Source organism: Rhodococcus rhodochrous, assembly GCF_900187265.1.
Taxonomy (GTDB): Bacteria; Actinomycetota; Actinomycetes; order Mycobacteriales; family Mycobacteriaceae; genus Rhodococcus; species Rhodococcus rhodochrous.
In genome coordinates this window covers 2,880,559-2,907,052 of record NZ_LT906450.1, presented here as the reverse complement: position 1 = coordinate 2,907,052, position 26,494 = coordinate 2,880,559, and the positions used below count along the sequence as shown (strand labels likewise).

Below are 26,494 nucleotides of genomic sequence, written 5' to 3'. Positions count from 1 at the left end.
CGCCGGGTCGAGTCGGGCCGCATGGGATCCGAAGCCAGGCCGGAGACGAGCCGGGGGCGAACCGAGGCCGGATGACATGTGGGGCGACATCGCATCGATCCCAGGTCGACCCACAGGGTCTCCGGACACCCCGGGGCCCTGCCACGCCTGCCCGGAGGAGGCCCGATTCCGGTCGAGTTAACATAATGTAGATTATCGGCAATAATGATATACGTCGTGACCTGGGGTTCGGCACTGATGACCCTGCAACTCGACCGGCGACCCGATTCGCCGATTCACGACAGCGTTGCACGCACTGCATCGCGTCGTGCGCCGGGTCGTCCGGCGCACGTTGTGCACTCCGCGTCGTGCGGCGCGCGAACCGCGCCGTACGACGCGCTCCCGGCATTCGATCTGCCGCGCATCCGCCGTGCCCGATCCGCACCGACCCGGTTCGGGCCGGCCCAGACCGCCGCCTGGGGTCGGTTCTCTGTCTCGGACGCCCGATGCGACCGTCCGGGCCCGCCGCCCTCGTCCCCTGCTCGTCCGCCCAGTCACCATAAAAACGTCACAGTGACGTTTTCGCGTGGTCCCGCGAGTCCCGCTGTGGACACGTATCTGCGTCGATATCATCGGCGCGGCAGTGACAACGCGATCCGGGAAGGTCGACCGTGACGCAACCACGGCTCCTGCGCTTCTGGGTGGTCTTCGTGATCACCACCGTCCCGTTCTATCTCTGGGGCGCACTCACCGACGGTGAACTCGACATCGCCGGTGCGCGTCTGCCGATCAGTGCGTTGATGTTCGTCTGCCCGGCGCTCGCGGCCCTCGCCGTCGGTGGTGGGCGTGAGTCGGCGTGGCGTCGCATGCGTACGCCGCCGCGCGCACGGTGGCTGATCGTCGCACTCGTTGTACCAGCGGCGCTGCTGATGATCGCGTCCGTCGCGGTCGCCGGAACCGCTCCGTCCGGCATCTCCGTCTCTCTTGTGGTGGTCGCCGGTGCGTATCTCGTCGCGGCGGTGTGCGAGGAACTCGGGTGGACGGCAGTGTTGATGCCGGCGCTGTTGCGCACCCACGGTGTCCTGTCCACCGGCGCGGTGATCGGGATGATCTGGGCGCTGTGGCACCTGATTCCGTACGTGCAGGCCGGTTACGGGTCGGCGATGCTGCTCGGCCAGCTCGCGTTCACGGTCGTCTTCCGGATGCTGCTGGTGCAGATGACGGTCGCCGGCGGCGGCGCGCCGATCATCGCGGTGGTCGGTCACGCCTCGTCCAATGTGGCGTGGACGCTCCTGGCTGCGAGTGGGATCTACTCGCCTGTCGCGTCCGCGGTGGCCGTCGGGTTCGCCGTGATCGTCCTGACCTGTCTGCGGGCCGCGTCCCGCCGGGGCGAGAAGGTGGACTCCCCTCCTCCATCCCGGACAACCGACCCTGAAACGTCACAGTGACGTAATGGGACCGGGGTCCGGGGCGACCGGTGTCACGACGGTCGTCGCAACCGTCGCAACTGCGCGGACAGATAATCCCGGGCACGGCGATGACCCCCGACCCGGACGAGTTCGTCGGCGAGCTCCTCGAGCAGTCGCGTCAGCAGCTCCTCGTCGGGCGTCCAGCCGTCGCGCTGCCGGCACCGGTCGAGCCATTCGACCGGCGCGACGTGTCCACGGTCGGCGTTGCAGCGTCGGCAGGCGGCGACCTCGTTGGCGGTGATACTCGGCCCACCCTTCAGGCGCGGCACGAGATGATCGGTGGTCGGGGTGATCAACCGTCCGAACTCCCGTCCGCACCACAGGCACCGTCCGTCCTGACGGTCGAGGGCGAGCGAGAGTCGGGTGACGCGGTCCATCCTCCGATCGTGGCGCATCGGCGTCACCGGGGTCGCCGATGGGGCCGATCGGTGTCCCGCGGATGGTTCAGGGACGTGCTTCGAGGACGAGATTGAAGGGCGTCTCGGTGGCGCGCCGGAAGGTGCCGAAGCCGGCTTCGGCGGCGACGTCGGCGAGCCGCCGCTCCCCTGCCTGGGCGCCGAGCCCGAGCGCGACCGGCTGGTCGAGCGACGACGGAGTGCACAGCACCGTCGATGCGGCGTAGTACATCCGGCCGACCGGGTTGAGATTCTCGGGCAGGCTGTCGCGGGCGAACGGTTCGACGAGCATCACCGTGCCGTCGTCGGTGAGCGCGCCGCGCGCGTACCGCAGCGCGCCGACGGGATCACCCATGTCGTGCAGGCAGTCGAAGTAGCAGATCAGGTCGTAGTCGGATCCGGGGAAGTCGGTCGCCGAGGCGACGGTGAAGGTGGCGTTGTCGACGCCCTGTTCGGCGGCCAGTTCCGTCGCCCGCGCGATGGACGCGTCGTGGTAGTCGAAGCCGCGGATGGTGGACTGCGGGAAGGCCTGCGCGAGCAGGGTCGTGGAGACACCGTGGCCGCAGCCGATGTCCGCGACGGTGGCGCCGGCGCGCAGTTTGTCGACGACCCCGTCGAGGGCGGGCAGCCACATGTCGACGAGGTTGGCGCGGTAACCGGGGCGGAAGAACTGTTCGGTGCCGACGAACAGTTCGGGATCGTGTTCGTGCCAGCCGAATCCTTCGCCGTTGCGGATGCGTTCGGCGATGCGGCTGCGGTCCTTGTACACGGAGCCGATCAGGTGGAAGCCGCCGGCCAGGTAGACGGGGCTGTCCTCGCGGGCGAGGGCCATGGCGTGTTCCGGTGCCAGGCTGAACGTTCCGGCGTCGGGGTCGTAGGTGAGATAGCCGCTGGCGGTCTCGGCGGAGAGCCATTCGCGCAGATAGCGTTCGCGGATGCCGGTGCGGTCGGCGAGTTGTTCGCTGGTGACCGGGCCGGCTTCGTCGAGCGCGCGCCACAGTCCGAGTTCGGCGCCGATGAGTACCAGTGCGCCGTTCATGGCCGCACCCATGTCGACGACGAGTTGTCCGAGGGTCTGCTCGAGTCGTGCTTGGTCGGGTTCGTGTATCTCCGTGGTCATCACGCACCTCCTGGCGATGGGAGTACTCGCTCACGGTAGGTCGCGTGGCCGGTTCCTCGGCGACGGCTCGGGTTCGATCGGGTGTCGATCCGGGTGGTGGTGCGTAGCGGGAGGTCACGAACCGGGTGATGGTGGGAGGATTCGGGGGTGCGTGGCGTGTTGCAGACAGCTACGCTTGTAGCAGACTGCAACATCAGGAGGCCGTCATGACGTCGTCCACCGACAAGGTCACCCGCTTCGACGCCGAGCTCGTCGACAGCGCCATCGCCGAGGGCGGCCGCCAGAACCGCACCGGACGCCAGCAACTCGAATACTGGGCCCGCATCGGCCGCGCGATGACCGCCCACGAGACCGCCTCCCTGCATCGGGTGCACGAGGCGCTGGCCGGGACGCGGGAGCTGAGTGAGCTCACCGCCGCGGAGGGGCGCCTGTTCGACGCCGAGATCGACGCGCGCCTGGCGGACGGGCTGGCCCGCACCGACTACGCCGAGATTCTCGCCGCACGTGGGGTCACCACGGTGGTGCTCGACGACGAGGGCCGGCTGGTCGAGCAGCATCCCGACGGTAGTCGCCGGGTGCTCGACGACGCATGAGACGTCTGGATCTGATCGTCGGTCCCAACGGTTCCGGCAAGTCGACGTTCGTCGAGTTGTCCCTCGCTCCCCTGCTGCCGTGCAGCGTGTTCGTCAACGCGGATGTGATCGCGCGGCAGCGCTGGCCCGACCGGGCGGAGGAGATGTCGTACGAGGCGGCGCAGCTCGCCGCGGCGGCGCGGGACCGGCTGCTGCGGCAGGGCCGGTCGTTCATCGCGGAGACGGTGTTCTCGCATCCGTCGAAGCTGGAGTTGATCGACCGCGCGCACGAGGCGGGATTCACGGTGGTGCTGCACGTGATGCTGGTGCCCGAGACGATGTCGGTGCTGCGCGTGCAGCATCGGGTGGCCGCAGGTGGGCATGCGGTGCCGGAGGACAAGATCCGGGCGCGCTATCGACGGTTGTGGCCGCTGGTGGCCGAGGCGATCGGCCGCGCCGATCAGGCGTCGGTGTACGACACGGCGTCCGGGACCCCGGTGGTGGTGGCGCGGTTCGCCGGCGGGGTGCCGGTCGGTGCGGTGCGCTGGCCGGGATGGGCGCCGGCGGCGCTCACCGGGCTCGGCTGAGAGATCCGGGCCCGGTGAACGGATGCGCCGAGGTCAGTTCCGGCGGTCCCCGTTACGCCCGGCGACCTGCACCGCGACCCGTCCCCACCGGCGCAGCGCCGCGTCGCTCTCGGTCAGCCGCGCCGAGAGCACCGCGACGATCGTCTCCACCGCCCGGGCGCTCACCATCTCGTGGTGATCGCAGTCGAGCCGGTACTGGTGGATCTCGCCGGCGATCACGTTGTGCCAGGCCGCCACCGCCGGGACCGGGGCCTCCGAGCGGGCCGCGGTGAAGAACAACGCGTCCCCGTCGAAGGTGTCCGGTTCGTGCCGCCGCGCGGCGCGGGCGGTGTCGGTCGAGCCGGCGTGCAGCCGTTCGAGGTGGGCGGCGGTCAATCCGGTGCCGCCGCCGAACGCCTCGTCGAGCACCGCGGCGGCGTGTTCGAAGCTCGGCTCGCCGTCGTCGACAGGGAGACCGAGATCGCGCAGCATGTCGCGGGTGCCGACGGCCGGGGACGCCCCGACCACGAGGTGGCTGTCGAGCAGGGCGAGGGTGTCGACGATCTCCCCGGCGCGGCGCAGTTCGACGGCGACGGCGTGCGCGACCACCCCGCCGAGCGACCAGCCCAGCAGGTGATACGGGCCGTGCGGCTGCACCCGGCGGATCTCCCGCACGTAGTGGCGGGCCAGCGCGGTGATGGTGTCGTGCCGCGGACCACCGGACAGCGCCGGCAACTGCAGGCCGTAGACCGGCCGGTCGTCGTCGAGGCGGTGCGCGAGGGTGCTGTACGGCCAGGCCAGCCCGGCGGCGGGATGGATGCAGAACAGTGCGGTGCCGGTACCGGGGCGCAGCGGCACGAGCACCCGGAACGCCTCGTCGATGCCGTTGTCCGCCTCGGGGTCGCCGCTGCTCAGGTGTGCGGCGAGGTCTGCCGGGGTGGGGTGGGTGAAGATCGACGCGATCGGCACGCGCCGCCCGAGTCGTTCCCCGAGCGCCGGTAGCAACCGGGTCGCCAGCAGCGAGGTGCCGCCGAGGTCGAAGAAGTCGTCGTCGACGCCGACCCGGTCGAGGCCGAGATGCTCGGCGAACAGGTCGGTGACGAGCTTTTCGAGGTCGGTGCGCGGCGCCCGGTAGTCCCCGGCCGGGGCGGTGAAGTCCGGGGCGGGCAGCGCGGCGCGGTCGAGTTTGCCGGCCGGGGTGAGCGGGATGTCGTCGAGCACGGTGATCACCGCCGGCACCATGTGCGGCGGAAGATGCTGCGCGACGAACGTTTTCACCTCGGCGGCGGTGATGTCGGTATCGGGGGCGAGACGGATGTAGGACACCGGCACCGCCTGCCCGGACGGGGCGGTGTGGCCGAGGGTGTGGGCGAAGACCACCTGCGGGTGGGCGGTCAGTGCGGCGTCGATCTCGCCGAGTTCGACGCGGAAGCCGCGGATCTTGACCTGGAAGTCGGTGCGGCCGACGTAGTCGAGGCGATGATCGGCGGTCCAGCGCACCAGATCACCGGTGCGGTACATCCGCTCCCCCGTGCCGGTGGGGTCGGGCACGAACCGGGCGGCGGTCAGCGCGGGCCGGTCGTGGTAGCCGCGGGCCAGACCCGGCCCGGCGACATACAGTTCCCCGGCCACCCCCACGGGCACGGGCTGGAGCCGCCCGTCGAGGACCAGGGCGCGGAAACCGCGGCTGGGGGTGCCGATGGTGACGGGTTCGCCGACGGTGAGCGGGTCGCCGAGGGAGGTCATGATCGTCGCCTCGGTGGGACCGTAGGCGTCGATCACCCGCCGCGACGGCGCCCAGCGCGCCACCAGCTCCGGTGGCAGCGCTTCGCCGGCGACGAGCAGGGTGTGCAGCTCGGGGACGGTGTCCGGGTCGAGCGAGGCCAGCGCGGTGGGGGTGATGAAGGCGTGGCTGACGCGCTGCGCGCGCAGCACCGCGGCGAGCTCGTCGCCGCCGTAGACGTGCGGCGGCACGATCACCAGCGTCGCCGCCGCGCACAGGGCCATCATCTGCTCGAAGATCGACGCGTCGAAGCTCGGTGACGCCAGATGCGACACCCGGGCTGCGGCGGTGACCTGCAGCCGCTCGCGTTCCTCGCGGGCGAGGGAGGCCAGGCCGCGGTGGGTGACCGCCACACCCTTGGGGCGGCCGGTGGAGCCGGAGGTGTAGATCAGGTAGGCCGGATGATCCGGGCGCAGCACCGTCGGCCGGTCCGTGTCGTCGATCGCTGCGACCGGCCCGTCGGTGAGGTCGATCTCGTCGAGGACGAGCCAGTCCACCTCGTCGGGCAGCGCGGCGCGGTGCGCGGCGACGGTGATGCCGATGCGCGCGGCGCTGTCGTCGAGCATGAACGCGATGCGGTCGGCCGGATAGGTGGGGTCGACCGGGACGAACGCCGCGCCGCTGCGCACCGTCGCCCACACCGTGGTGACCGACTCGAGCGAGCGCGGGATCGCCAGGGCGATCACCTGTTCGGGTCCGGCGCCGCGGTCGAGCAGGTGACGCGCGAGCCGGTGCGCGCGGGCGTCGAGCTCGCGGTAGGTGAGCTGCCGGTCGCCGTCGACGACCGCGACGGCATCCGGGGCGGCGGCAACAGCGGTGTCGAGCAGCTGCGGCCACAGCACCGCCGGTTCGGCCTCCGGTCCGATCGCGGGCACCAGCGCGGTGTGTTCGGCGGCGGTGAGCAGGTCGAGGTCACCGACGGGGCGGTGCGGGTCGGCGGCGATCGCGTGCAGCAGCCGGGCGAACCGGTCGGCGAAGCCACGCACCGTCTCGGCGTCGAACAGGTCGGTGGCGTAGACGAAGGCGGCGTCGAGACCACCCTCGGCGTTCTCCCCGACGAGCAGTTCGAGGTCGAAGTTGCACACCGTCGGGTCGAGGGCGACGCCCTGCACACTCAGGTGCGGCAGCTCCACCGCGGGCAGCTCGGCGGTGTGGAATTCGATCGAGACCTGGAACAGCGGCGAGTGCGCGGTCGAGCGGGTCGGGGCGAGTGCGTCGACGACCCGGTCGAAGGGCAGGTCGGCGTGGGCGAAGGCGTCGAGGTCGTTGTCGGTGACGGCGGCGAGCAGGTCGGTGAACGACTGCTCGGCGGGCACCGCGGTGCGCAGCACGACGGTGTTGACGAACATGCCCACCAGATCGTCGAGGGCGCGGTGTCCGCGACCGGCGATCGGGGAGCCGACGGCGATGTCGTCGCTGCCCGACAGGCGGGCGAGGAGCACCGCGAACGCCGCGTGCACGGTCATGAACACGGTGCTGCGCCGTGCGGCGGCGAGTTGCTGCAGCCGGGCGAGCAGATCGGCGTCGACGGTGAAGCGGGTGATGTCGCCGCGGAAGGACTGCTGCGGCGGTCGCGGCCGGTCGGTGGGCAGCGGCAGCACCTCCGGCAGCCCCGCGAGGCGCTGCTGCCAGTAGGCGGTCTGGTCGGCGGCGAGGGTGCCGGGGTCGTCCGGGTCGCCGAGCCGGTCGAGTTGCCACAGGGTGTAGTCGGCGTACTGCACCGGCAGCGGCCCGAACGCCGGGGTCTCCCCGCGGCTGCGGGCGGCGTAGGCGATCATCAGGTCGCGGGCGAGCGGGCCGGTGGAGCCGCCGTCGGCGGCGATGTGGTGCACGACCAGCACGGCGAGATGGTCGTCGCGGCCGAAGGAGAACACCCGTGCCCGCACCGGGATGTCGACGGTGACGTCGAATCCGGCGCCGAGGAAGTCGGCGATGGCGGTGTGCACGGTGTCCTCCCCGGCGGGTACCACGTCCAGCGGCAGCGGGGCGTCGGCGGCGGCGAGGATCCGCTGGTGCGGTCCGGCCGCCGAGGCCGGGTAGACGGTGCGCAGGCTCTCGTGCCGGGCCAGCACGTCGTGCAGGGCGGCGCCGAGCGCGGCCGGGGACAGATGCCCGGACAACCGGATCGCCAGGGGGATGTTGTAGGCGGCGGAGGTCGGGTCGAACTGGTTGATGAACCACAGTCGCTGCTGCGCCGGGGAGAGCGGGATGTGCTCGGGGCGCGGTGCGGCGACCGGGCCGGAGGTGGTGTCGGCGGCGGGTTCCTCGATCTCGGTGGTGGGCCGGTCGTCGAGGTGCGCGGCGAGCGCGGCGACGGTGGGGGCTTCGAACAGGGCGCGTACCGGCACGGGTCGGCCGAGCCGGTCGCCGAGGCGGGCGACGGCGCGGGTGGCGAGCAGCGAGTTGCCGCCGAGGTCGAAGAAGTTGTCGTCGACGCCGAGCCGGTCGAGGCCGAGGATCTCGGCGAGTTCGTCGGCGACGAGGGACTCGAGCGGGTCGGTGGGTGCCGGCCGGTCGCCGGTGCCGGAGGTCAGCTCCGGGGCCGGCAGAGCGGCGCGGTCGAGTTTGCCGACCGGGGTCAGCGGGATCTCGTCGAGCACATTGATCACCGTGGGCACCATGTGCGCCGGAAGACGCTCGGCCACATGCGTTTTCACCGCGACGGGGTCGATGTCGGCGCCGGGCGCCGGGTGCAGGTGGGCGACGAGGACCGTCTCCCCGCTCGGGGCGCGGTGCGCGACGGTGGCGGCGAACCCGACGGCCGGGTGGGCGGCGAGCACGGCGTCGATCTCGCCGAGTTCGACGCGGAAACCGCGGATCTTGATCTGGAAGTCGCTGCGGCCGACGTATTCGATGCGCAGATCCCGCCGGTCGAGGTCACCGACCCAGCGCACCAGATCCCCGGTGCGGTACATGCGTTCGCCGGGGGCGCCGTAGGGGTCGGCGACGAACCGGGCGGCGGTCAGCGCGGGACGGGCGTGGTAGCCGCGGGCCAGACCCCAGCCGGCCAGGTACAGCTCACCGACGGCACCGAACGGCACGGGTCGCAGCGCGGTGTCGAGGACGACGGCGTGCACCCCGCGCAGCGGACCGCCGAGGGTGAGTGGGTCGTCGACGCCCAGGGGGTCGCTGATCGCGGCCATGATGGTGGTCTCGGTGGGCCCGTACGCGTCGACGAGACGCCGGCCGGGCGCCCAGGTGGCCTGCAGGTCCGCCGGCCACGCCTCCCCACCGACCGCGAGATCGGTGAGGTCGGTCAGATCCGCCGGGTCGAGGGAGGCGAGCGCGGCGGGGGTGATGAACCCGTGGGTGACCCGCTGCTCGCGCAGCAGCGCGCCGAGTTCGGCGCCGCCGACGATGTGCGGGGGCACGATCACCAGTTCGGCGCCGGACCCGAACGCCAGGAGGTATTCGAAGATCGACGCGTCGAAGCTGGGCGACGAGACGTGCATGACCCGCGCGCCGGGACCGGCACGGAAGCGGCCGCGCTGATCGCGGGCGAAGTTCTCCAGGCTGCGGTGGGTGGTGATCACACCCTTGGGGCGGCCGGTCGAGCCGGAGGTGTAGATCAGGTAGGCGGGGTGATCGAGCCGCAGCGCGACGGGGCGGTCGGTGTCCTCGATCGTGGTGGTGTCCTCGCCCGCGGCGTCGCGGTCGAGGTCGTCGAGCAGCAGCCACGGCACCGTGTCCGGGAGCCGGTCGCGGTGTGCGGTGGTGGTCAGGCCGACGGTGGCGCCGCAGTCGTCGAGCATGAATGCGACGCGTTCGGCGGGATAGCGCGGGTCGACGGGCACGAACGCCGCCCCGGTCTTGGTGATCGCCCACATCGCGGTCACCGACTCGACGGAGCGGGCGATGCCGAGGGCGACGAAGGTCTCCGGTCCGGCGCCGCGGCGCAGCAGCACCCGCGCCAGCCGGGTGGAGCGTTCGTCGAGTTCGCGGTAGGTGAGCACTCGCTCCCCCTCGCGCAGGGCCGGCCGATCCGGGTGTGCGGCGGCGGTCGCGGCGAGCAGTTGCGGCAGGGTGCTCTCGCTGCCCCCGGCCGGGCCGTGCACCGGCAGCAGGGCGTCCTGCTCGGTGGCGGTGAGTGCCGGCAGTGCGGTGATCGGGGCGGCCGGGTCGCCGGTGAGTGCGTCGAGTACGGCGGTGATGCGCGCGGCGATCGCGGCGACGGCGTCGCGGTCGAAGACCTCCGGCAGGTATTTCATGCGCAGGTGCACCGCGGTGTCGGTGTGCACGACCACCGACAGCGGGTAGTGCGCGGCGTCGCGGCCGGTGATGTCGGCGACGCGCATGCCGCCGAGGTCGGTGTCGCGGTCGAGACCGGCGCGTTCGACCGGATACGACTCGAAGACGGTGAGGGTGTCGAATCGCACGGCGGCCCCGAGGTGCCGGTCGAGGGTGCCCAGGTCGAGATGGTGGTGATCGAGCAGGGCGACCTGTTCGGCCTGCACCCGGTCGACGAGCGCACCGACGGTGTCGTCGGGCCGCACGGTGATGCGCACCGGGACGGTGTTGATGAACAACCCGACCATTGCCTCGATGCCGGGGATCTGCGGTGGCCGCCCGGAGACGGTCGCCCCGAACACCACGTCGGTGCGGCCGGTGAGGGCGCCGAGCACCACACCCCAGGCGGTCTGCACGAGGGTGTTGACGGTGACGCCGCGGGCGGTGGCGGTGTCGTGCAGCCGTACCGACAGGGTGGTGTCGAGGTCGAGGTCGAGGTCCTCGGAGATCCCGGCGGTGGTGCCGGGGCGGTGCTGCGGGGCGAGCAGGGTCGGTTCGTCCACCCCGGCGAGGGCGCGGCGGTAGGCGTCGAGGGAGGCCTGCGGGTCGCGGTCGGCGAGCCAGGTGAGGTAGCTGCCGTAGTGCGGCGCCGGGGGCAGTGCCCGCTGGTCCGCGTCGGTGGCGTAGAGCATCAGCAGTTCCCGGATCAGCACCGGGGTGGACCAGCCGTCGAGCAGCAGGTGATGGTTCGTCAACGCCAGCAGGTGCCGGCCCGGGCCGGTGTGCACGACGGTCGCGCGCAGCAGCGGCGCGGTCTCGGTGTCGAAGCGGGTGCGTCGATCGAGGGCGAGCAGTTGCGCGGCGGCGTCGTCCGGGTCGGGGTCGTCGCTGGTGTCGGCGACGGTGAACGGCACCTCCACGTGGGTGGGGATGACCTGGACGTGTCCGTCGCCGGCGGCGGGGAACGCCGCGCGCAGCGCGGGATGCCGGTCGAGCAGCAGTTGCAGGGAGCGGCGCATCCGGCTCGCGTCGACCTCGCCGCGCAGGTCGAGGACGAGTTGCACGATGTAGGCGTCGGGGCGGTCCCCGGCGAGCAGGGCGTGGAAGAGCAGCCCGGTCTGCAGCGGCGCGGTCGGCCACACGGTGTCCAGGCGCCCGTAGCGTTGCTCGAGGCGTTCGATGACGTCCTGGTGCAGTCGCACCAGCGGCAGATCCGAGGGGGTCAGGCCACCGGCGTGCGGGCTGCGGGTGTGCCGGGTCAGTGCGGTGGCGGCGGTGGCGAAGTGGTTCGCCAGGGCGGTGACGTCGGTGTCGTCGAGCAGCCCGGCCGGATACGACCAGTGCACCTTGAGTACCGGCCCGGTGGGGGTGTCGGCGGTGACGGCGTTGATGTCGAGCACCGCGGCGGCGGGCATGTCCGGGCTCTGTGCCCCGCCGCGGGGGAAGCCGTCGATGGGCAGCCAGGGGGTGTCGGTGTCGGTGACCCCGGCGGTGGGGCGGCCGAGATAGTTGAAGCTGACCTGCGGCGTCGGTGCGTTCGCGAGTTCGGTGGCGGTGTCGGGGTCGAGATAGCGCAGCAGCCCGTAGCCGGTGCCGTGGTCGGGGACGGCGGCGAGGTGTTCCTTGACGGTCTTGACGGCGCGACCGGCGGCCGGGCCGGCGGCGAGCGCGTCGTCGAGGTCGATGTCGGTCAGGTCCAGGCGCAGCGGGTGGATGGTGGTGAACCAGCCGACGGTGCCGGACAGGTCGGCGCCGGCGGCGGCGGTGCTGTCGCGGCCGTGCCCTTCGAGGTTGAGCAGCAGCGGGGCCGGGTGGTGGCCGCGGTCGCGGCGCCACGCCGCCACCGCGAGGGCGAGTGCGGTGAGCAGGCCGTGGTCGACGGCGCCGTGGAAGGCGTTGGGCACGGCGGTGAGCAGCGCCTCGGTGACGGAGGTGGGCAGTTCGGTGGCGACGGTGGTGATGGTGGCGTTGGTGTCGCGGACCGGGTCGAAGGGGCGGTGCCCGAGGGGCGGGTTCGGTCCGTCGAGCACGCTGCGCCAGAAGTCGAGTTCGGTGCGGCGCTCGGGGGCGGCGTCGCGCAGGGCGTGGGCCCAGCGGCGCACGCTGGTGCCGGTGTGCGGGGGCAGCAACGCACCCCTGCCGGCAGCACTGCCGGCCGTGGCGGCGGCCCACGCGGCGGCCAGGTCGGGGACGAGGATGCGCCAGGACACTCCGTCGACGGCGAGATGGTGGATGACGATGAGCAACCGGCCGGCGCCGCTGGTGGCGTCGAACCACACCAGCTGCACCACCCGCCCGCTGTGCGGGTCGAGTCGGTCGGCGGCGGCGTCGAGTTCGGTGGCGGCCAGGGCGAAGAAGTCGTCGCTGTCGGCGGCGCTGGTGACCGGCACCCGGTGGATGACGGTATCGACGTCGACGCTGCCCGGGGCGGGTACGTGCAGCACGTGGCCGCCGGGGGCGTCCGGCGCCGCGAGCAGGTGCACGCGCAGCATGTCGTGCCGGTCGAGGACGGCGTTGACGATCGCTCGCAGTGTGGTCGCGTCCAGTCCGGTGGGCAGGCGCAGCAGCAGTGCCTGCGAGTAGCGGCCGATGCTGCCGCCGCGGTCGAGCATCCAGTGCGCGATCGGCGGTAGCGGCATGTCCCCGACGCCGCCGCCGGGCAGTTCGGTGAGGGTTTCGGCGGGGGTGGCGGTGCCGACGACGGCGGCGAGCGCGGCGGGGGTCTTGTGTTCGAACACCTCGCGCGGGGTCAGGTCCAGGCCGGCGGCCTTGGCGCGGGAGACGAGCTGGATGGACATGATCGAATCGCCGCCGAGGGCGAAGAACGAATCGTCCACCCCCACCGTCGGCAGGCCGAGGACCTGCGCGAACAGTTCCACCAGCACCGCTTCGGGGCCGCGCGCGGGGGCGCGGGAGACGGTGGTGCGGGCGGCGAAGTCGGGGGTGGGCAGCGCGCGCCGGTCGAGTTTGCCGGTGGCGGTGACCGGCAGCGTGTCGAGCACCATGAGGGTGGACGGCAGCATGTACGCGGCGAGTTCCCCGGCGGCATGGTCGAGCACCACGTCGACGTCGAGATCGTGGCCGGTCTCGGGCACCACGTAGCCGACGAGACGTTCGGTCTCCGAAGCGTCGTCGGTGTGGACGACGACCACGGCGCGGCCGACACCGGGGGCGCGCAGCAGTGCCGCTTCGATCTCGCCGAGTTCGATGCGGAAACCGCGCAGCTGCACCTGGAAGTCGGCGCGGCCGAGATATTCGATCTCGCCGTCGCGGGTGCGTCGTGCCAGGTCCCCGGTGCGGTAGAGCCGGTCGCCGGGGGCGCCGTGCGGGTCGGCGACGAATCGGGTGGCGGTCAGATCGGGGCGGTGCAGGTAGCCGCGGGAGAGTTGGGCGCCGGAGACGTACAGTTCGCCGATCACCCCGGTGGGCACCGGATGCAGCCGGCTGTCGAGGATGTGCAGGCGCAGCGACGGCAACGGCGGGCCGATCAGGCTCGCCGCGGCGGTGGCGGCGAGTTCGCGGGTGATGGTGCGGGCGGTGACGTGCACGGTGGTCTCGGTGATGCCGTACATGTTCACCAGCGTCGGGGCGGTGTCGTCGTGGCGCCGGTACCAGCGGTCGAGCTGCCCGAAGTCGAGGGCTTCCCCACCGAAGATCACCCGGCGCAGCGCCGGCAGGTCGGTGCCGGCGGCGCGGTCGGCGTCGATGAGCTGGTAGAAGGCCGTCGGGGTCTGGTTGAGCACGGTGACCCGTTCGCGGCGCAGCAGGGCCAGGAATTCCTGCGGGTTGCGGGCGGTGTGGTAGTCGACGACGACGAGCCGGCCGCCGTGGGCGAGGGCGCCCCACAGTTCCCACACCGAGAAGTCGAAGGCGTAGGAGTGGAACAGTGTCCACACGTCGGAGGCGTCGAAGCCGAACATGTCGGTGGTGTCGGTGAGCAGGGTGACGACGGTGCGGTGCGGCACCATCACGCCCTTGGGGCGGCCGGTGGAGCCGGAGGTGTAGATGACGTATGCCGCTGCCTCCGGGTGCACGTGTGGCAATCCGTCACTGCCGCTGGGCATCTCGTCGAGGCGGGTGCGTACGGCCGGGTCGTGCAGGTCCACGATCGGTGGGGTGTGCGGGGGCAGGGCGGTGGCGTGGTCGGCGGTGGTGAGCAGGCACACCGGGGCCGCGTCGTCGAACATGTACGCGAGCCGGTCCGGGGGGAACGCCACGTCGATGGGCAGATAGGCGGCGCCGCTGTGCAGCACGGCGAGCAGCGCGACGATCAGGTCGGTGCCGCGCGGCAGGGCGACGGCGACGAGCCGCTCGGGTCCGGCGCCGTGCTCGACGAGCAGCCGGGCCAGGCGCTGCACCCGGTCGGTGAGTTCGTCGTAGCGCAGCGTCCCGTCGGGGGCGGTGACCGCGATCGCCGACGGGTCGAGTCCGGCGCCGCGGGCGTACAGATCGAGCAGCGATGCCGAGGCGGAGCCGAGCACGCTCGCCGTGGCCGGGCGCAGCGGTGCCGGGGTGGCGGGGCGTTCGTCGTCGGTGAGCAGGTCGACGTCGCCGATGGGGCGGTGCGGGTCGGCGGTGACCGCGTCGAGCAGCCGCACCAGCCGTTGCGCGAAGGAGGCGACGGTGTCGGGATCGAACAGGTCGGTGGCGTAGGTGAACGCCGCGGGCATTCCGCCGCTCTCCCCCGCCCCGGCCGGGTCGGGGTCCTGCAGGGTCAGTTGCAGGTCGAACTTGGCGACGGGCAGTTCGGGGTCGAGGGCGTCGACCTCGAGTTCGGGCAGCTGCAGGTGGGCCCGTTCGGTGTTGCCGTATTCGAGGACCACCTGGAACAGCGGGGACCGGTCGGTCTCGCGGGTCGGGGCGAGCACGTCGACGAGGGTTTCGAAGGGCAGCTCGGTGTGCCCGAAGGCCGCGAGGTCGATCTCGCGGGTGCGGTGCAGGTGGTCGGTGAACGACAGGGCCCCGTCGACGGGGGTGCGCAGCACCACGGTGTTGACGAACATGCCGACCAGGTCGTCGAGGGCGCGGTGGCCGCGACCGGCGACCGGGGAGCCGATGACGATGTCGGATGTGCCGGTCAGGCGGGCCAGCAGCGCCGCGAACGCCGCGTGCACCGCCATGAACATGGTGGTGTCGTGCTCGGCGGCCAGCGCCTCGAGGCGCCGCTGCACATCGGCGGGCACGGTGAAGCGGTGCAGGGCGCCGTGGAAGCTGCGCTGGGTGGGGCGCGGCCGGTCGGTGGGCAGCGGCAGCAGTTCGGGGGCGTCGGCGAGGGTGTCGCGCCAGAACCGCAGCTGCGCGGCGGCGAGGGAGGTCGGGTCGTCCGGGTCGCCGAGCAGCCGGCGCTGCCACAGTGCGTAGTCGGCGTACTGCACCGGCAGCGGCGCCCAGTCCGGGTCGGTCCCGCCGGTGCGGGCGGTGTAGGCGAGCATCAGGTCGCGGGCCAGCGGCGCCATCGACGAGCCGTCCGCGGCGATGTGGTGCACCACCACCGCCAGGACATGGGTGTGGTCGTCCAGGTGCCACAGTCGTAGCCGCACCGGCACCGCCGCGGCCACGTCGAAACCGGCACCGACGAAGTCGGCGAGTTCGGTGGGCAGGTCGTCGGCGGTGACCGGCTGCGCCGTGAGCGCCGGCAGCACCCGGTCGGTGTCGACGACGACCTGGCGCGGGCCCTGTTCGTCGCCGGGATACCAGGTGCGCAGGCTCTCGTGCCGGTCGAGTACGTCGCGCACCGCTCCGGTCAGTGCCGCGACGTCGAGGCGGCCGGACAGGCGGATGGCGAGCGGAATGTTGTAGGCGGCGGAGGTGGTGTCGAACTGGTTGACGAACCACATGCGTTGCTGCGCCGGGGACAGCGGCAACCGTTCGGGCCGGTCGGCGGCGACCAGCGGCACTCGTCCGTGCCCACCGTGGTCGTCGAGGATGCGCGCGGCGAGCGCCCGCACCGTGGGGGCTTCGAACAGGGCGCGGACCCCGGCGTCGGTGCCGAGCGCGGCGTTGAGGCGAGCGACGACGCGGGTGGCGATCAGCGAGTTGCCGCCGAGGTCGAAGAAGTTGTCGTCGACGGAGACCTGCGGGTGGCCGAGGACCTCGGCGACGATCTCGGCGACGGTGGCCTCGAGGTCGGTGCTCGGGGGACGGTAGTCGCCGCCGAGCCGGGTCAGGTCCGGTACCGGCAGGGCGCGGCGGTCGAGTTTGCCGACCGGGGTCAGCGGCAGCTCGTCGAGCACCACCACCGCGGCGGGCACCATGTGGCCGGGCAGCCGGGCCGCGGCCCAGGCGCGCAGTGCCCGCGGATCGATCTGCGTGGCGGTGGTGTCGGTGGTGTCGGGCAGCACGTAGGACACGAGCACGGTGTCGCCGCTGGGTGCGGTGTGCCCGATGGTGTGGGCGAAGGCGACCGCGTCGTGGGCGGTGAGGGCGGCGTCGATCTCGCCGAGTTCGATGCGGAAGCCGCGCACCTTGACCTGGAAGTCGGAGCGGCCGAGATATTCGACGGTGCCGTCGTGCCGCCAGCGCACCACGTCTCCGGTGCGGTACATGCGTTCGCCGGGGGTGCCGTAGGGGTCCGCGACGAACCGGGCGGCGGTCAGGTCGGGGCGGCGATGGTAGCCGCGGGCCACGCCCGGCCCGGCGATGTACAGCTCGCCGGCCACCCCGACGGGGACGGGCCGCAGCCGGTCGTCGAGGACGGTCTGGTGGAAGCCGACGGCGGGGCCGCCGATGGTGACGGTGTGCCCGGGCAGCAGTTGCGGGCTGACGCTGGTCTCGATGGTGGCCTCGGACGGGCCGTAGCCGTTGAACATGCGGCGTCCCGGCGCCCAGCGCGCCACCAGTTCCGGTGGGCAGGCTTCACCGGCGACGACGAGGACCTCGAGGTCGTCGAGTCCGGTGGGGTCGAGGGAGGCGAGCGCGGTGGGGGTGATGAAGGCGTGGGTGACCTTCTCCTCGCGCAGCAGCCGGGCGAGTTCGTCGCCGCCGTAGATGTCCGGCGGCACGATCACCAGGGTGGCGCCGGCGCAGAACGCCTTGGTGAACTCGAAGATCGACGCGTCGAAGCTCGGCGACGCCAGGTGCGAGACGCGGGCCTGGTGGGTGATGGTGAAGTGGCTGCGCACCTCGGCGTTGAGGTTGGTCATGCCGCGGTGGGTGACCACCACGCCCTTGGGGCGGCCGGTGGAGCCGGAGGTGTAGATCAGGTAGGCCGGGTGGTCGAAGTGCAGCGGGGCGGTGCGGTCGGCGTCGGTGATCGGCGCGTCGCTCGTCGCGGCGATCCGGGCGGCGACGGCAGCATCGTCGAGCACCAGCCACGGCACCTCGGCGGGCAGCGTGTCGCGGTGCGCGGCGGTGGTGATGCCGAGGGCGGCGGCGCTGTCGGTGAGCATGTAGCTCACCCGCTCCGGTGGGTAGGCGGGGTCGACGGGCACGAACGCCGCGCCGGTCTTGGTGACCGCCCACACCACCGCGACCGATTCGAGCGAGCGGGTCAGCGCGAGCGCGACGACGGTTTCCGGGCCGAGGCGGTATTCGTCGATGAGCAGTCGCGCCACGCGGGTGGACCAGGCGTCGAGTTCGGCGTAGGTGACCTGCCGGTCGGCGAAGCGCAGGGCGACGGCGTCGGGCAGGATCGCGGCGATCGAGGTGAGCAGTTCCGGCCACAGTTGCGGTGAGACCGGTGGCAGGCCCCGCGCCGGGGTCAGGTCGGCCAGTTCCCGGTCGGTGACGATGTCGATGTTGCCGACCGCGATGTCGGGGGTGTCGGTGATCGCCTCGACGATGCGCACGAACCGGTCGGCGAACGAGGCGACGGTGGCGGCGTCGAACAGGTCGGTGGCGTAGGTGAACGACGCGCGGATGCCGGCGGGGCCGTCGGCGTCGGTGGTCTCGGCGATGGACAGCTGCAGGTCGAACAGCGCCAGCATCGGGTCGAGGTCGATCACCCGCACCGACAGGTCGGGCAGCTCGATCTCGGGGCGTTCGGTGTCCTGGAATTCGAGCAGCACCTGGAACAGTGGGGTGTAGGCGGTCGAGCGGGGCGGGTCGAGGACCTCGACGAGCCGTTCGAAGGGCACATCGGTGTGCCCGAAGGCGGTCAGGTCGCCGGTGCGGATGCGGTCGAGCAGCGCGGTGAACGGTTCGTCGTCGTCGACCCGGGCGCGCAGCACCACGGTGTTGACGAACATGCCGACCAGGTCGTCGAGGGCGCGGTGGCCGCGACCGGCGACGGGGGTGCCGACGACGATGTCGTCGCTGCCGGACAGGCGGGCGAGCAGCACCGTCAGCGCGGCGTGCACCAGCATGAACACCGAGGCGTCGTGGGCGCGGGCGATGTCGAGCAGCCGGCGGTGCGCGGCGGCGTCGAGGGTGAACGGGATGCGGGCGCCGCGCCGCGACGGCTGCACCGGGCGGGGCCGATCCAAGGGCAGTTCGAGCAGTTCCGGGGCGCCGGCGAGGGCCTCGCGCCAGAACCGGAGCTGTTCGGCGGCCAGGGAATCGGGGTCGGTGTCGTCGCCGAGCACCCGGTGCTGCCAGAGGGTGTAGTCGACGTACTGCACCGGCAGCGGCGTCCACTGCGGGGCCTGCCCGGCGTGGCGGGCGCTGTAGGCGGTGATGACGTCGCGGGCCAGCGGCCCCATGGAGAAGCCGTCGGCGGCGATGTGGTGGGCGACGAGGACGAGCACGTGCTCGTCCTCGGTCAGGGCGAGCACCCGGATGCGGATGGGGATCTCGGTGGCCACATCGAATCCGGCCGTGAGGATCGGGCTGAGTTCGGTGTCGAGGTCGGTGCCGTCGTCGACGGTGAGCACCGCCAGGTCGGGGACGGCGGCGCCGGCGGGCACCACGACCTGAACGGGCCCGTCGTCGGTGAGCGGATAGCGGGTGCGCAGCGATTCGTGCCGGGCGACGACGTCGCCGATGGCGTGTTGCAGCGCCGCCTGGTCGAGCCGGCCGGTCAGGCGCAGGGCGACGGCGATGTTGTAGGCCGGGGAGGTGGTGTCGAACTGGTTGATGAACCACATCCGCTGCTGCGCCGGGGACAGCGGGACCGGGTCGGGGCGCGGCCCGGCCACCGGGGTGCCGCGCCCGGCGCCGGCACGGTCGGGCTGGTCGAGGTGCGCGGCGAGATCGGCGACGACCGGATGGTCGAAGATCTCCCGGATGCCGAGCTCCCCGCCGGTGTCCGCGGCGAGCCGGGCGGCGGCGCGCATCGCGAGCAGGGAGGTGCCGCCGAGGTCGAGGAAGTGATCGTCGGCGCCGACCCGGTCGACGCCGAGCAGGTCGGCGAAGACGGTGGCGACGAGCTGTTCGGTGGGGGTGCGCGGCGCCCGATAGCCGGCGGCGGCGGTCGGCGCCGGTGGGGCGGGCAGCGCCTTGCGGTCGAGTTTGCCGTTGGGGCCGACCGGCAGCGCGTCGAGGACGACGAGGGCGGTGGGCACCATGTAGTCCGGCAGCTGCGCGGCGAGATCGGCGGTGACCGCGGCGGTGTCGATGCTGCGGCCCGGGGTGGGCACGAGATAGCCGGTGAGCCGGTCGTCGGCGCCGTGGTGGACGAGCACCACCGCCTGCCCGATCTCGTCGCGGCCGCGCAGCACCTGCTCGATCTCCCCGAGCTCGATGCGCAGACCACGGATCTTGACCTGGAAGTCGGTGCGCCCCAGGTACATCAGGGCGCCGTCGGCGCGGCGGGTGGCCAGGTCCCCGGTGCGGTACATCCGCTCCCCCGGCGCCCCGAACGGGTCGGCGACGAACCGGTCGGCGCTCAGGCCCGGGCGGTCGAGATAGCCGCGGGCGAGCTGGATCCCGGCCAGATACAGTTCGCCGGCGGCGCCGGCGGGCACCGGATGCAGCCGCGCGTCGAGCACGTAGGTGCGGGTGTTCCACACCGGGCGCCCGATGGGCACCGATCCGTGGTCGGTGTCGGTGGTGGTCCAGGCGGTGACGTCCACCGCGGCCTCGGTGGGCCCGTACAGATTGTGCAGGGCGGTGCGCGGCAGGGCCTCGCGCAGCGCGGCGGCGGTCTCGGCGGGCAGCGCCTCCCCCGACGCGAACACGTGCCGCAGCGCGAGCGGTTCCCGGTCGCGGCCGTGCAGGGCGTCGACGAACACCGCGAGCATCGACGGCACGAAATGCGCCACGGTGACCCGCTCCTCGGCGAACAGCCGCAGCAGATAACCGGGATCGCGGTGCCCGCCGGGGGCGGCGACGGCGAGGCGTGCCCCGACCTGCAGCGGCCAGAAGAACTCCCACACCGACACGTCGAAGGTGGCGGGGGTCTTCTGCACCACCGTGTCGTCGGCGGTCAGCGGATAGGTGTGCTGCATCCAGCGCAACCGGTTGACGATCGCGGCGTGCGGCACCGCCACGCCCTTGGGGCGGCCGGTGGAGCCGGAGGTGAAGATCACGTAGGCGAGATGCGCGCCGGTCGGCTCCGGCCGATCCGCCGAGGTGAGCGCCGCGGGGGATTCGTCGTCGAGGTCGAGCCGGTCGATGCGCAGCACCTCGGCGCCGGTGTCGGGCAGGGCGTCGGCGACGTCGCTGGTGGTGAGCACCGCGCGCGGGGCGGCGGTGTCGAGGACGTAGCGCAGCCGCTCGGCGGGATGCTCCGGATCCAGCGGCAGGTAGGCGGCACCGCTCTTGACGATCGCGTACATGCCGACGAGCAGATCCAGCGACCGCGGCGCGGCGAGGGCGATCACCCGGTCCGGTCCGGCGCCGGCGCGCAGCAGCCGCCGCGCGAGCCGGTTGGTGACCGCGTCGAATTCGGCGTAGCCGAGGGTGCGGCCGTCGACGGTGACGGCCGGGGCGTGCGGGGTCGCGGCGACCTGCGCGGCGAACAGTTCCCCGAGGGTGGTGGCGGGGCCGGTGTCGGCGGTGGTGGCGTTCCACGTGTCGAGGACGGTGCGGCGTTCGTCGGCGGTGAGCAGCTCCACGTCGCCGACCGGCACCGCCGGATCCGCGGTGACCGTCTCGAGCAGCCGCACGAGGCGCTGCCCGATCGCGGCGGCGGTGGCGGGATCGAACAGGTCGGTGGCGTAGGACAACGCGCCGCGCAGGGCGTGGGTGCGGCCGTCGGCGTCGGCGACCGCGCCGAGCTGCAGATGCAGGTCGAATTTGGTGGTGTGCGTGTCGATTTCGGCGATGTCGACGTCCAGGCCGGGCAGGGTCAGGTGCGCGCCGGTGGTGTCGGCGAAGGCGAGCATCACCTGGAACAGCGGCGAGTAGGCCGCCGAGCGGGCGGGCACCACGGCGTCGACGAGCCGGTCGAACGGCAGGTCGGTGTGCGCGAAGGCCGCCAGGTCGGTGTCGCGCACCGCGGCGAGGAAGTCGGCGAAGGACAGGTCGGCGGGTACGGCGGTGCGCAGCGCGACGGTGTTGACGAACATGCCGACCAGGTCGTCGAGGTGGCGGTGGCTGCGCCCGGCGACGGGGGTGCCGACGACGATGTCGTCGCCGCCGGACAGGCGGGCGAGCAGCACCGCCAGGGCGGCGTGCACGACCATGAACTCGGTGGCGGTGTGGGCGTGGGCGAGCTGCCGGATCCGCCCGTACAGCTCCGGGGTGATCTCGACGTCGACGCTCGCGCCGCGGAAGGACTGCTGCGGTGGGCGCGGCCGGTCGGTGGGCAGCGCCAGCAGGTCGGGGGCGCCGGTGAGGATCTCGCGCCAGTAGTCGAGTTGCCGGGCGGCGCGGGAGGTCGGGTCGTCGACGTCGCCGAGCAGCTCCGCGAACCACAGGGTGTAGTCGGCGTACTGCAGCGGCAGCGGCGCCCAGTCCGGGGCGGTGCCCGCGGCGCGGGCGGCGTAGGCGGTGACCAGATCCCGGGACAGCGGCGCCAGCGACGCGCCGTCGGCGGCGATGTGGTGCACCACCACGGCGAGCACGTGCTCGTCGACGGCGACGCGGAACAGCCGCATCCGCAGCGGCGGGTCGACGGTGACGTCGAAACCGGCCGCGACGACCGCGGCGACGTCCGCGTCGAGATCGGCGGTGGCGGTGGGGGTCGGATCCAGGGCGAGGGCGTCGACGGGCAGCACCTGCTGGATCGGCCCGGCCGGGGTGGCCGGGTAGACGGTGCGCAGCGCCTCGTGCCGGTCGAGCACATCGCGTGTCGCCGCGACCAGTGCCGCGTGGTCGAGGGCGCCGCGCAGCCGCAGCGCGATCGGGATGTTGTAGGCGGCCGAGGACGGGTCGAGCTGGTCGACGAACCACAGCCGCTGCTGGGCGGCGGAGACCGGGATGCGGTCCGGGCGTGGCAGCACCGGCGCCGGGGCGGGCCGGTCGATGTCGTCGCCGGCGGGCAGGTTCGCCGCCAGCGCCCGCACGGTGGGGGCCTCGAACAGTGACCGCACCCCCAGATCGGTGCCGAAGGCGTCGTTGATGCGGGAGATCACCCGGGTGGCGACCAGCGAGTTGCCGCCGAGCTCGAAGAAGCTGTCGTCGGCGCCGACCTCGGCGACGCCGAGCTGGTCGGCGAAGATCGCGGCCAGCGCGGTCTCGGTGGGCGACATCGCCGCGGCCCCACCGGCGCCGGCGAAGACCGGTTCGGGCAGTGCCTTGCGGTCGAGTTTGCCGACGGCGGTCAGCGGGATCTCGTCGAGCACCATGATCGCGGCGGGCACCATGTGGGCGGGCAGCCGCGCCGCCAGCGCCGCGGACAGCTGCTCCGGGTCGAGGGTGCAACCGGCGTCGGGCAGCACGTAGGACACGAGCATCTGTTCCCCGGAGGGCGCGGCGCGGCCCAGGGTGACGGCGAAGGCGACCTCCGGGCGGTCGCTCAGGGCGGCGTCGATCTCGCCGAGTTCGATGCGGAACCCGCGGATCTTGACCTGGAAGTCGGAGCGACCGAGATACTCGACGCTCACCGAGCGGGCGGGACGGTGCGGGTCGCGGACCCGCCAGCGGGTGACGTCGCCGGTGCGGTACATGCGCGAGCCGGGCGGGCCGAAGGGGTCGGCGACGAAACGGGTCGCGGTCAGGCCGGGCCGGTCGTGATAGCCGCGGGTGACGCCCGGCCCGGCGATGTACAGCTCCCCGGCGACCCCGACCGGCACCGGATGCAGCCGCCCGTCGAGGATCAGCTCGTCGATGCCGCACACCGGGTGGCCGATGGTGACGGTCTCCCCCGGCACCAGCATGTCGGTGATGTTGCAGACGATGGTGGTCTCGGTCGGCCCGTACGCGTTGTACATCCGCCGCCCGGGTGCCCAGCGCGCCACCAGTTCCGGCGGGCACGCCTCGCCCGCGACGGTGACCGCCTCGCATTCGACGCCGGTCGGGTCCACCGACGCCAGCGCCGCCGGGGTGGAGAACAGGTGGGTGACCCGTTCGCGGCGCAGCAGCGCCGCCAGTTCGTCGCCGCCGTAGATGTGGGCGGGCACCACCACGAGGGTCGCACCGATGCCGAAGGCGGTCATGTACTCGAAGATCGACGCGTCGAAGCTCGGCGAGGAGAAGTGCGACACCCGCGCCGCCGGGGGTGGGGCCAGGCGGGTGTGCAGGGTCGCCGACAGGTTCGCCAGGCCGCGGTGCGGCACCACCACGCCCTTGGGGCGGCCGGTGGAGCCGGAGGTGTAGATCAGGTAGGCGGGATGGTCGAACAGCAGCGTGCCCGGCCGGTCGTCGTCGGTGACCGGCTCATCACCGGCCTGCGCGATCCGCGCGTCGAGCTCGGGATCGTCGAGGACGAGCCAGGGCACCGTGTCGGGCAGCTCGTCGCGGTGCGCGGCGGTGGTCAGGCCCAGGATCGCCCCGGAGTCGGTGAGCATGTACTCGATGCGTTCGGCCGGATACTTCGGGTCGACGGGCACGAAGGCGGCCCCGGACTTGGCGACCGCCCAGATCACCGCCACCGATTCGAGGGAACGGGCGATGCCGACGGCGACGAACGTCTCCGGTCCGGCGCCGGCGTCGATGAGGACGCGGGCGAGCCGACTGGACCAGGCGTCGAGTTCGCCGTAGGTCATACGCCGGTCCTCGCACACCACCGCCTCGGTGTCCGGCACCACCGCGGCGACCGCGCACAGGATCTCCGGCAGGGTCTGCGCGGAGCGGGCCGGGTCGCCGTGCGCCGGGACCAGCCCGGCGACCTCGTCGCTGCCGACGAACGGCAGATCCCCGATGGGCAGGTGCGGGTCGGTGAGCACCGCGGTCAGGGCGCGGCCGAGTCGCCGGCCGGTGGTGGTGGCGGTGTGCGCGTCCACCCGGTCGGGCCGGTAGCCGGTGCGGACCTGCAGGGCGGTGCCGGTGGTGTCGATCGTCACGCGCAGCACCGCGTCCGCGGGGGCGGGGGTCGGGTCGTCGAGGGCGAGCACCACCGGGCAGGCGGGGGCGAGGCCGGCGAGCACGGCCGGGTCGACCTCGGCGTGGTCGGCGAGATCGGCGCCGAGGGTGCGCACGCGCCGCACCAGCTCGGCGAAGGGCTCGGCCGGGTCCACCTCGACGCGCAGCGGCAGCACCCGCCCGTCGCGGGCCACGCCGACGAGGACGTCGTCGTGACCGGTCAGCCGGGCGGTGAGCGCCGCCGTGGCGGCGTGCAGCACGGCGGCGACGGTGGTGTCCGGGGCGCCGCCCTCGGTGGTGGCGAAACGCGCGGCGAGCGCCGCGGCCGTGACCGCCAGGCGGTCCTCGACGTCGATGGGGGTGTCGTCGGCGGGGGCGGTGACGGGGCGGGGCAGTTCGAGTCGTTCGGGGGCGTCGGCGAGCTGCTGCCGCCAGAAACCGGCGTCGGCGGCGGCGCGGCGGCGCTGCTCGCCCAGGGTCACGCTGGCCGGATGGATCGCGGCGACCGCGCGGTCGGGGGCGCTGCGCAGGAAATCGTCGAGCAGGTCGACGAACCGGTCGTGGTGGGCGCGCAGTTCGTCCTCGTCGTAGCGGTGGGGGTTGCCGCGGAAGTCGAGGAAGGTCCGGGCCGGGTCGCCGCTCTGATAGATGTTGACCAGCAGGTCCTCGACGGGACCGGAGGTCATGATGTGGAACTCGCCGCGGATGTCGCCGAGCACGATCTCCTGCCGGAACAGCATGACGTTGACCATCGGCCCGGCATAGCGGTACGGGGCGCCGGCGGCGCCGGTCTCGCGGCGGATGTCCTCGAGGCTGAATCGCTGGTGGCGCAGCGCCCCGGTGAGTTCGAGCTGCACCCGCCGCACCAGGTCGGTGCGGGTGTCGTCCGGGTCGACGGAGATGTGCAGCGGCGCGGTGTTGACGAGCATGCCGCCGGAGCGGCGGGCCATGGCGGTGGTGCGGGCGAAGACCGGCAGGTTGATCATCACGTCGTCGCGGCCGGTCATCCGCGCCAGATAGCACGCGAACGCCGCGATGACCGCCGCCGTCGACGACAGTCCCGGTTCGTCGTCGACCGCGGTCAGCGCGTCGACGAGGTCGTCGGGGAGGGTGTGGCTCGACAGCAGCGACACCGCCGCGGTGGGGGCGTCGCGTTGCGCCAGGGTCGAGCCGTCCTCGAGTCCGGCGACCCGCTCGATCCAGTAGTCGCGGTCGGTGCGGTAGCGCTCGGAGGTGCGGTACTCGCGGTCCCAGTCGTACAGGGCGCGCAGGTCGGCGGCTTTCGACGGTTCCGGCTCGCGGCCTTCGATCTCCGCGGTGTAGAGGGCGGCGATGCGGTTGACCATGGTCATCGCCGCGAATCCGTCGAGGGCGACGTGGTGGATGCGGGCGTACCAGAGGAACCGGTCGTCGGCGACCTGCAGGATCGTCATGTTCACCAGCAGGTCGTTCGCCAGGTCCACCGGGGTGGCGTAGTCGGCGGTCATCCACTCGTGCGCCGCGGCCATCGGGTCGGGTTCGCCGCGGAAGTCGAGCAGCGGGATCTCGTTGCGGTCCTCGACGGTGGGGTCGACGTACTGGACGGGTTCACCGTCGATGTCGACGACCCGCAGATAGGCGGACTGGAACTCGGCGCCGGCGCGATATCCGCAGCGTCGCAGCAGATCCAGATCCGGGGCGCCGCGCAGATCCACATACTGCGCGATGCACACGGGTACCTCGGGCGCGAGCTGCTGCGCGAACCAGATGGCCCGTTGCGCAGACGACAGCGGGAAAGCGCCGGCCGGTATCTGCGGACGACGGTGTCGCAGCGACATATCCCCTCCGAAAGCGATGTTGTTGGCCGTGATCGGCGTGTGTCCCCCGACATCGCGTGCAGGAGCCGATCCCGGTGCCGCGCTGGGCGTGCGGCGCCGCGATCGGACCCCCGTTCGATCGTGTGACCCCGTGTGACCGGGGCCACACAACAAGCTAGACCACCTGTACGACCGGTACGACCGGATTGCGGCGACGACCGCAGCACCGCCCGCCGCTGCGCCCCACAGGTCGCCCCTCTACCGTCGCGGCAGCGGTGCGGAACCGCGGGTGACCTCGGAAATC

6 protein-coding genes are annotated in these 26,494 nt (G+C 72.7%); 3 read left to right on the top strand and 3 right to left on the bottom strand.

Annotated elements, in window-relative coordinates; translation table 11 throughout:
* Nucleotides 1–650 precede the first annotated feature (650 nt).
* The gene (locus CKW34_RS13335; protein ID WP_155418964.1) at nucleotides 651–1,427 is read left to right on the top strand and encodes a CPBP family intramembrane glutamic endopeptidase; all 777 of its coding nucleotides are present in this window, start codon (nucleotides 651–653) and stop codon (nucleotides 1,425–1,427) included.
* A 32-nt stretch (nucleotides 1,428–1,459) separates the two neighbouring features.
* Here the strand turns inward: CKW34_RS13335 and CKW34_RS13330 are convergent, their stop codons facing one another.
* A complete protein-coding gene (locus CKW34_RS13330) occupies nucleotides 1,460–1,825 on the bottom strand; it encodes an HNH endonuclease (protein ID WP_059384164.1) in 366 nt (121 codons plus the stop codon).
* Between the two features lie 67 nt (nucleotides 1,826–1,892).
* A complete protein-coding gene (locus CKW34_RS13325; protein ID WP_059384165.1) occupies nucleotides 1,893–2,963 on the bottom strand; it encodes a class I SAM-dependent methyltransferase in 1,071 nt (356 codons plus the stop codon).
* A 206-nt stretch (nucleotides 2,964–3,169) separates the two neighbouring features.
* Between CKW34_RS13325 and CKW34_RS13320 the strand changes: the two genes are divergently transcribed.
* Both CKW34_RS13320 and CKW34_RS13315 read left to right on the top strand, forming a co-directional pair.
* Nucleotides 3,170–3,556 carry a TA system antitoxin ParD family protein gene (locus tag CKW34_RS13320; RefSeq protein WP_059384166.1) on the top strand — a complete coding sequence of 129 codons (387 nt, stop codon included), beginning with the start codon at nucleotides 3,170–3,172 and terminating at the stop codon, nucleotides 3,554–3,556.
* Entirely contained in the window at nucleotides 3,553–4,122 is a 570-nt protein-coding gene (locus CKW34_RS13315; RefSeq protein ID WP_059384167.1) for an AAA family ATPase, read from the top strand. Before CKW34_RS13320 ends, CKW34_RS13315 begins: the two co-directional genes overlap by 4 nt.
* Nucleotides 4,123–4,155: 33 nt before the next feature.
* Here CKW34_RS13315 and CKW34_RS13310 read toward each other — a convergent pair whose 3' ends face one another.
* Nucleotides 4,156–26,211 (bottom strand): non-ribosomal peptide synthetase, encoded by a 22,056-nt coding sequence (locus CKW34_RS13310; RefSeq protein WP_059384168.1) that lies wholly within the window; start codon nucleotides 26,209–26,211, stop codon nucleotides 4,156–4,158.
* Nucleotides 26,212–26,494: the final 283 nt, after the last annotated feature.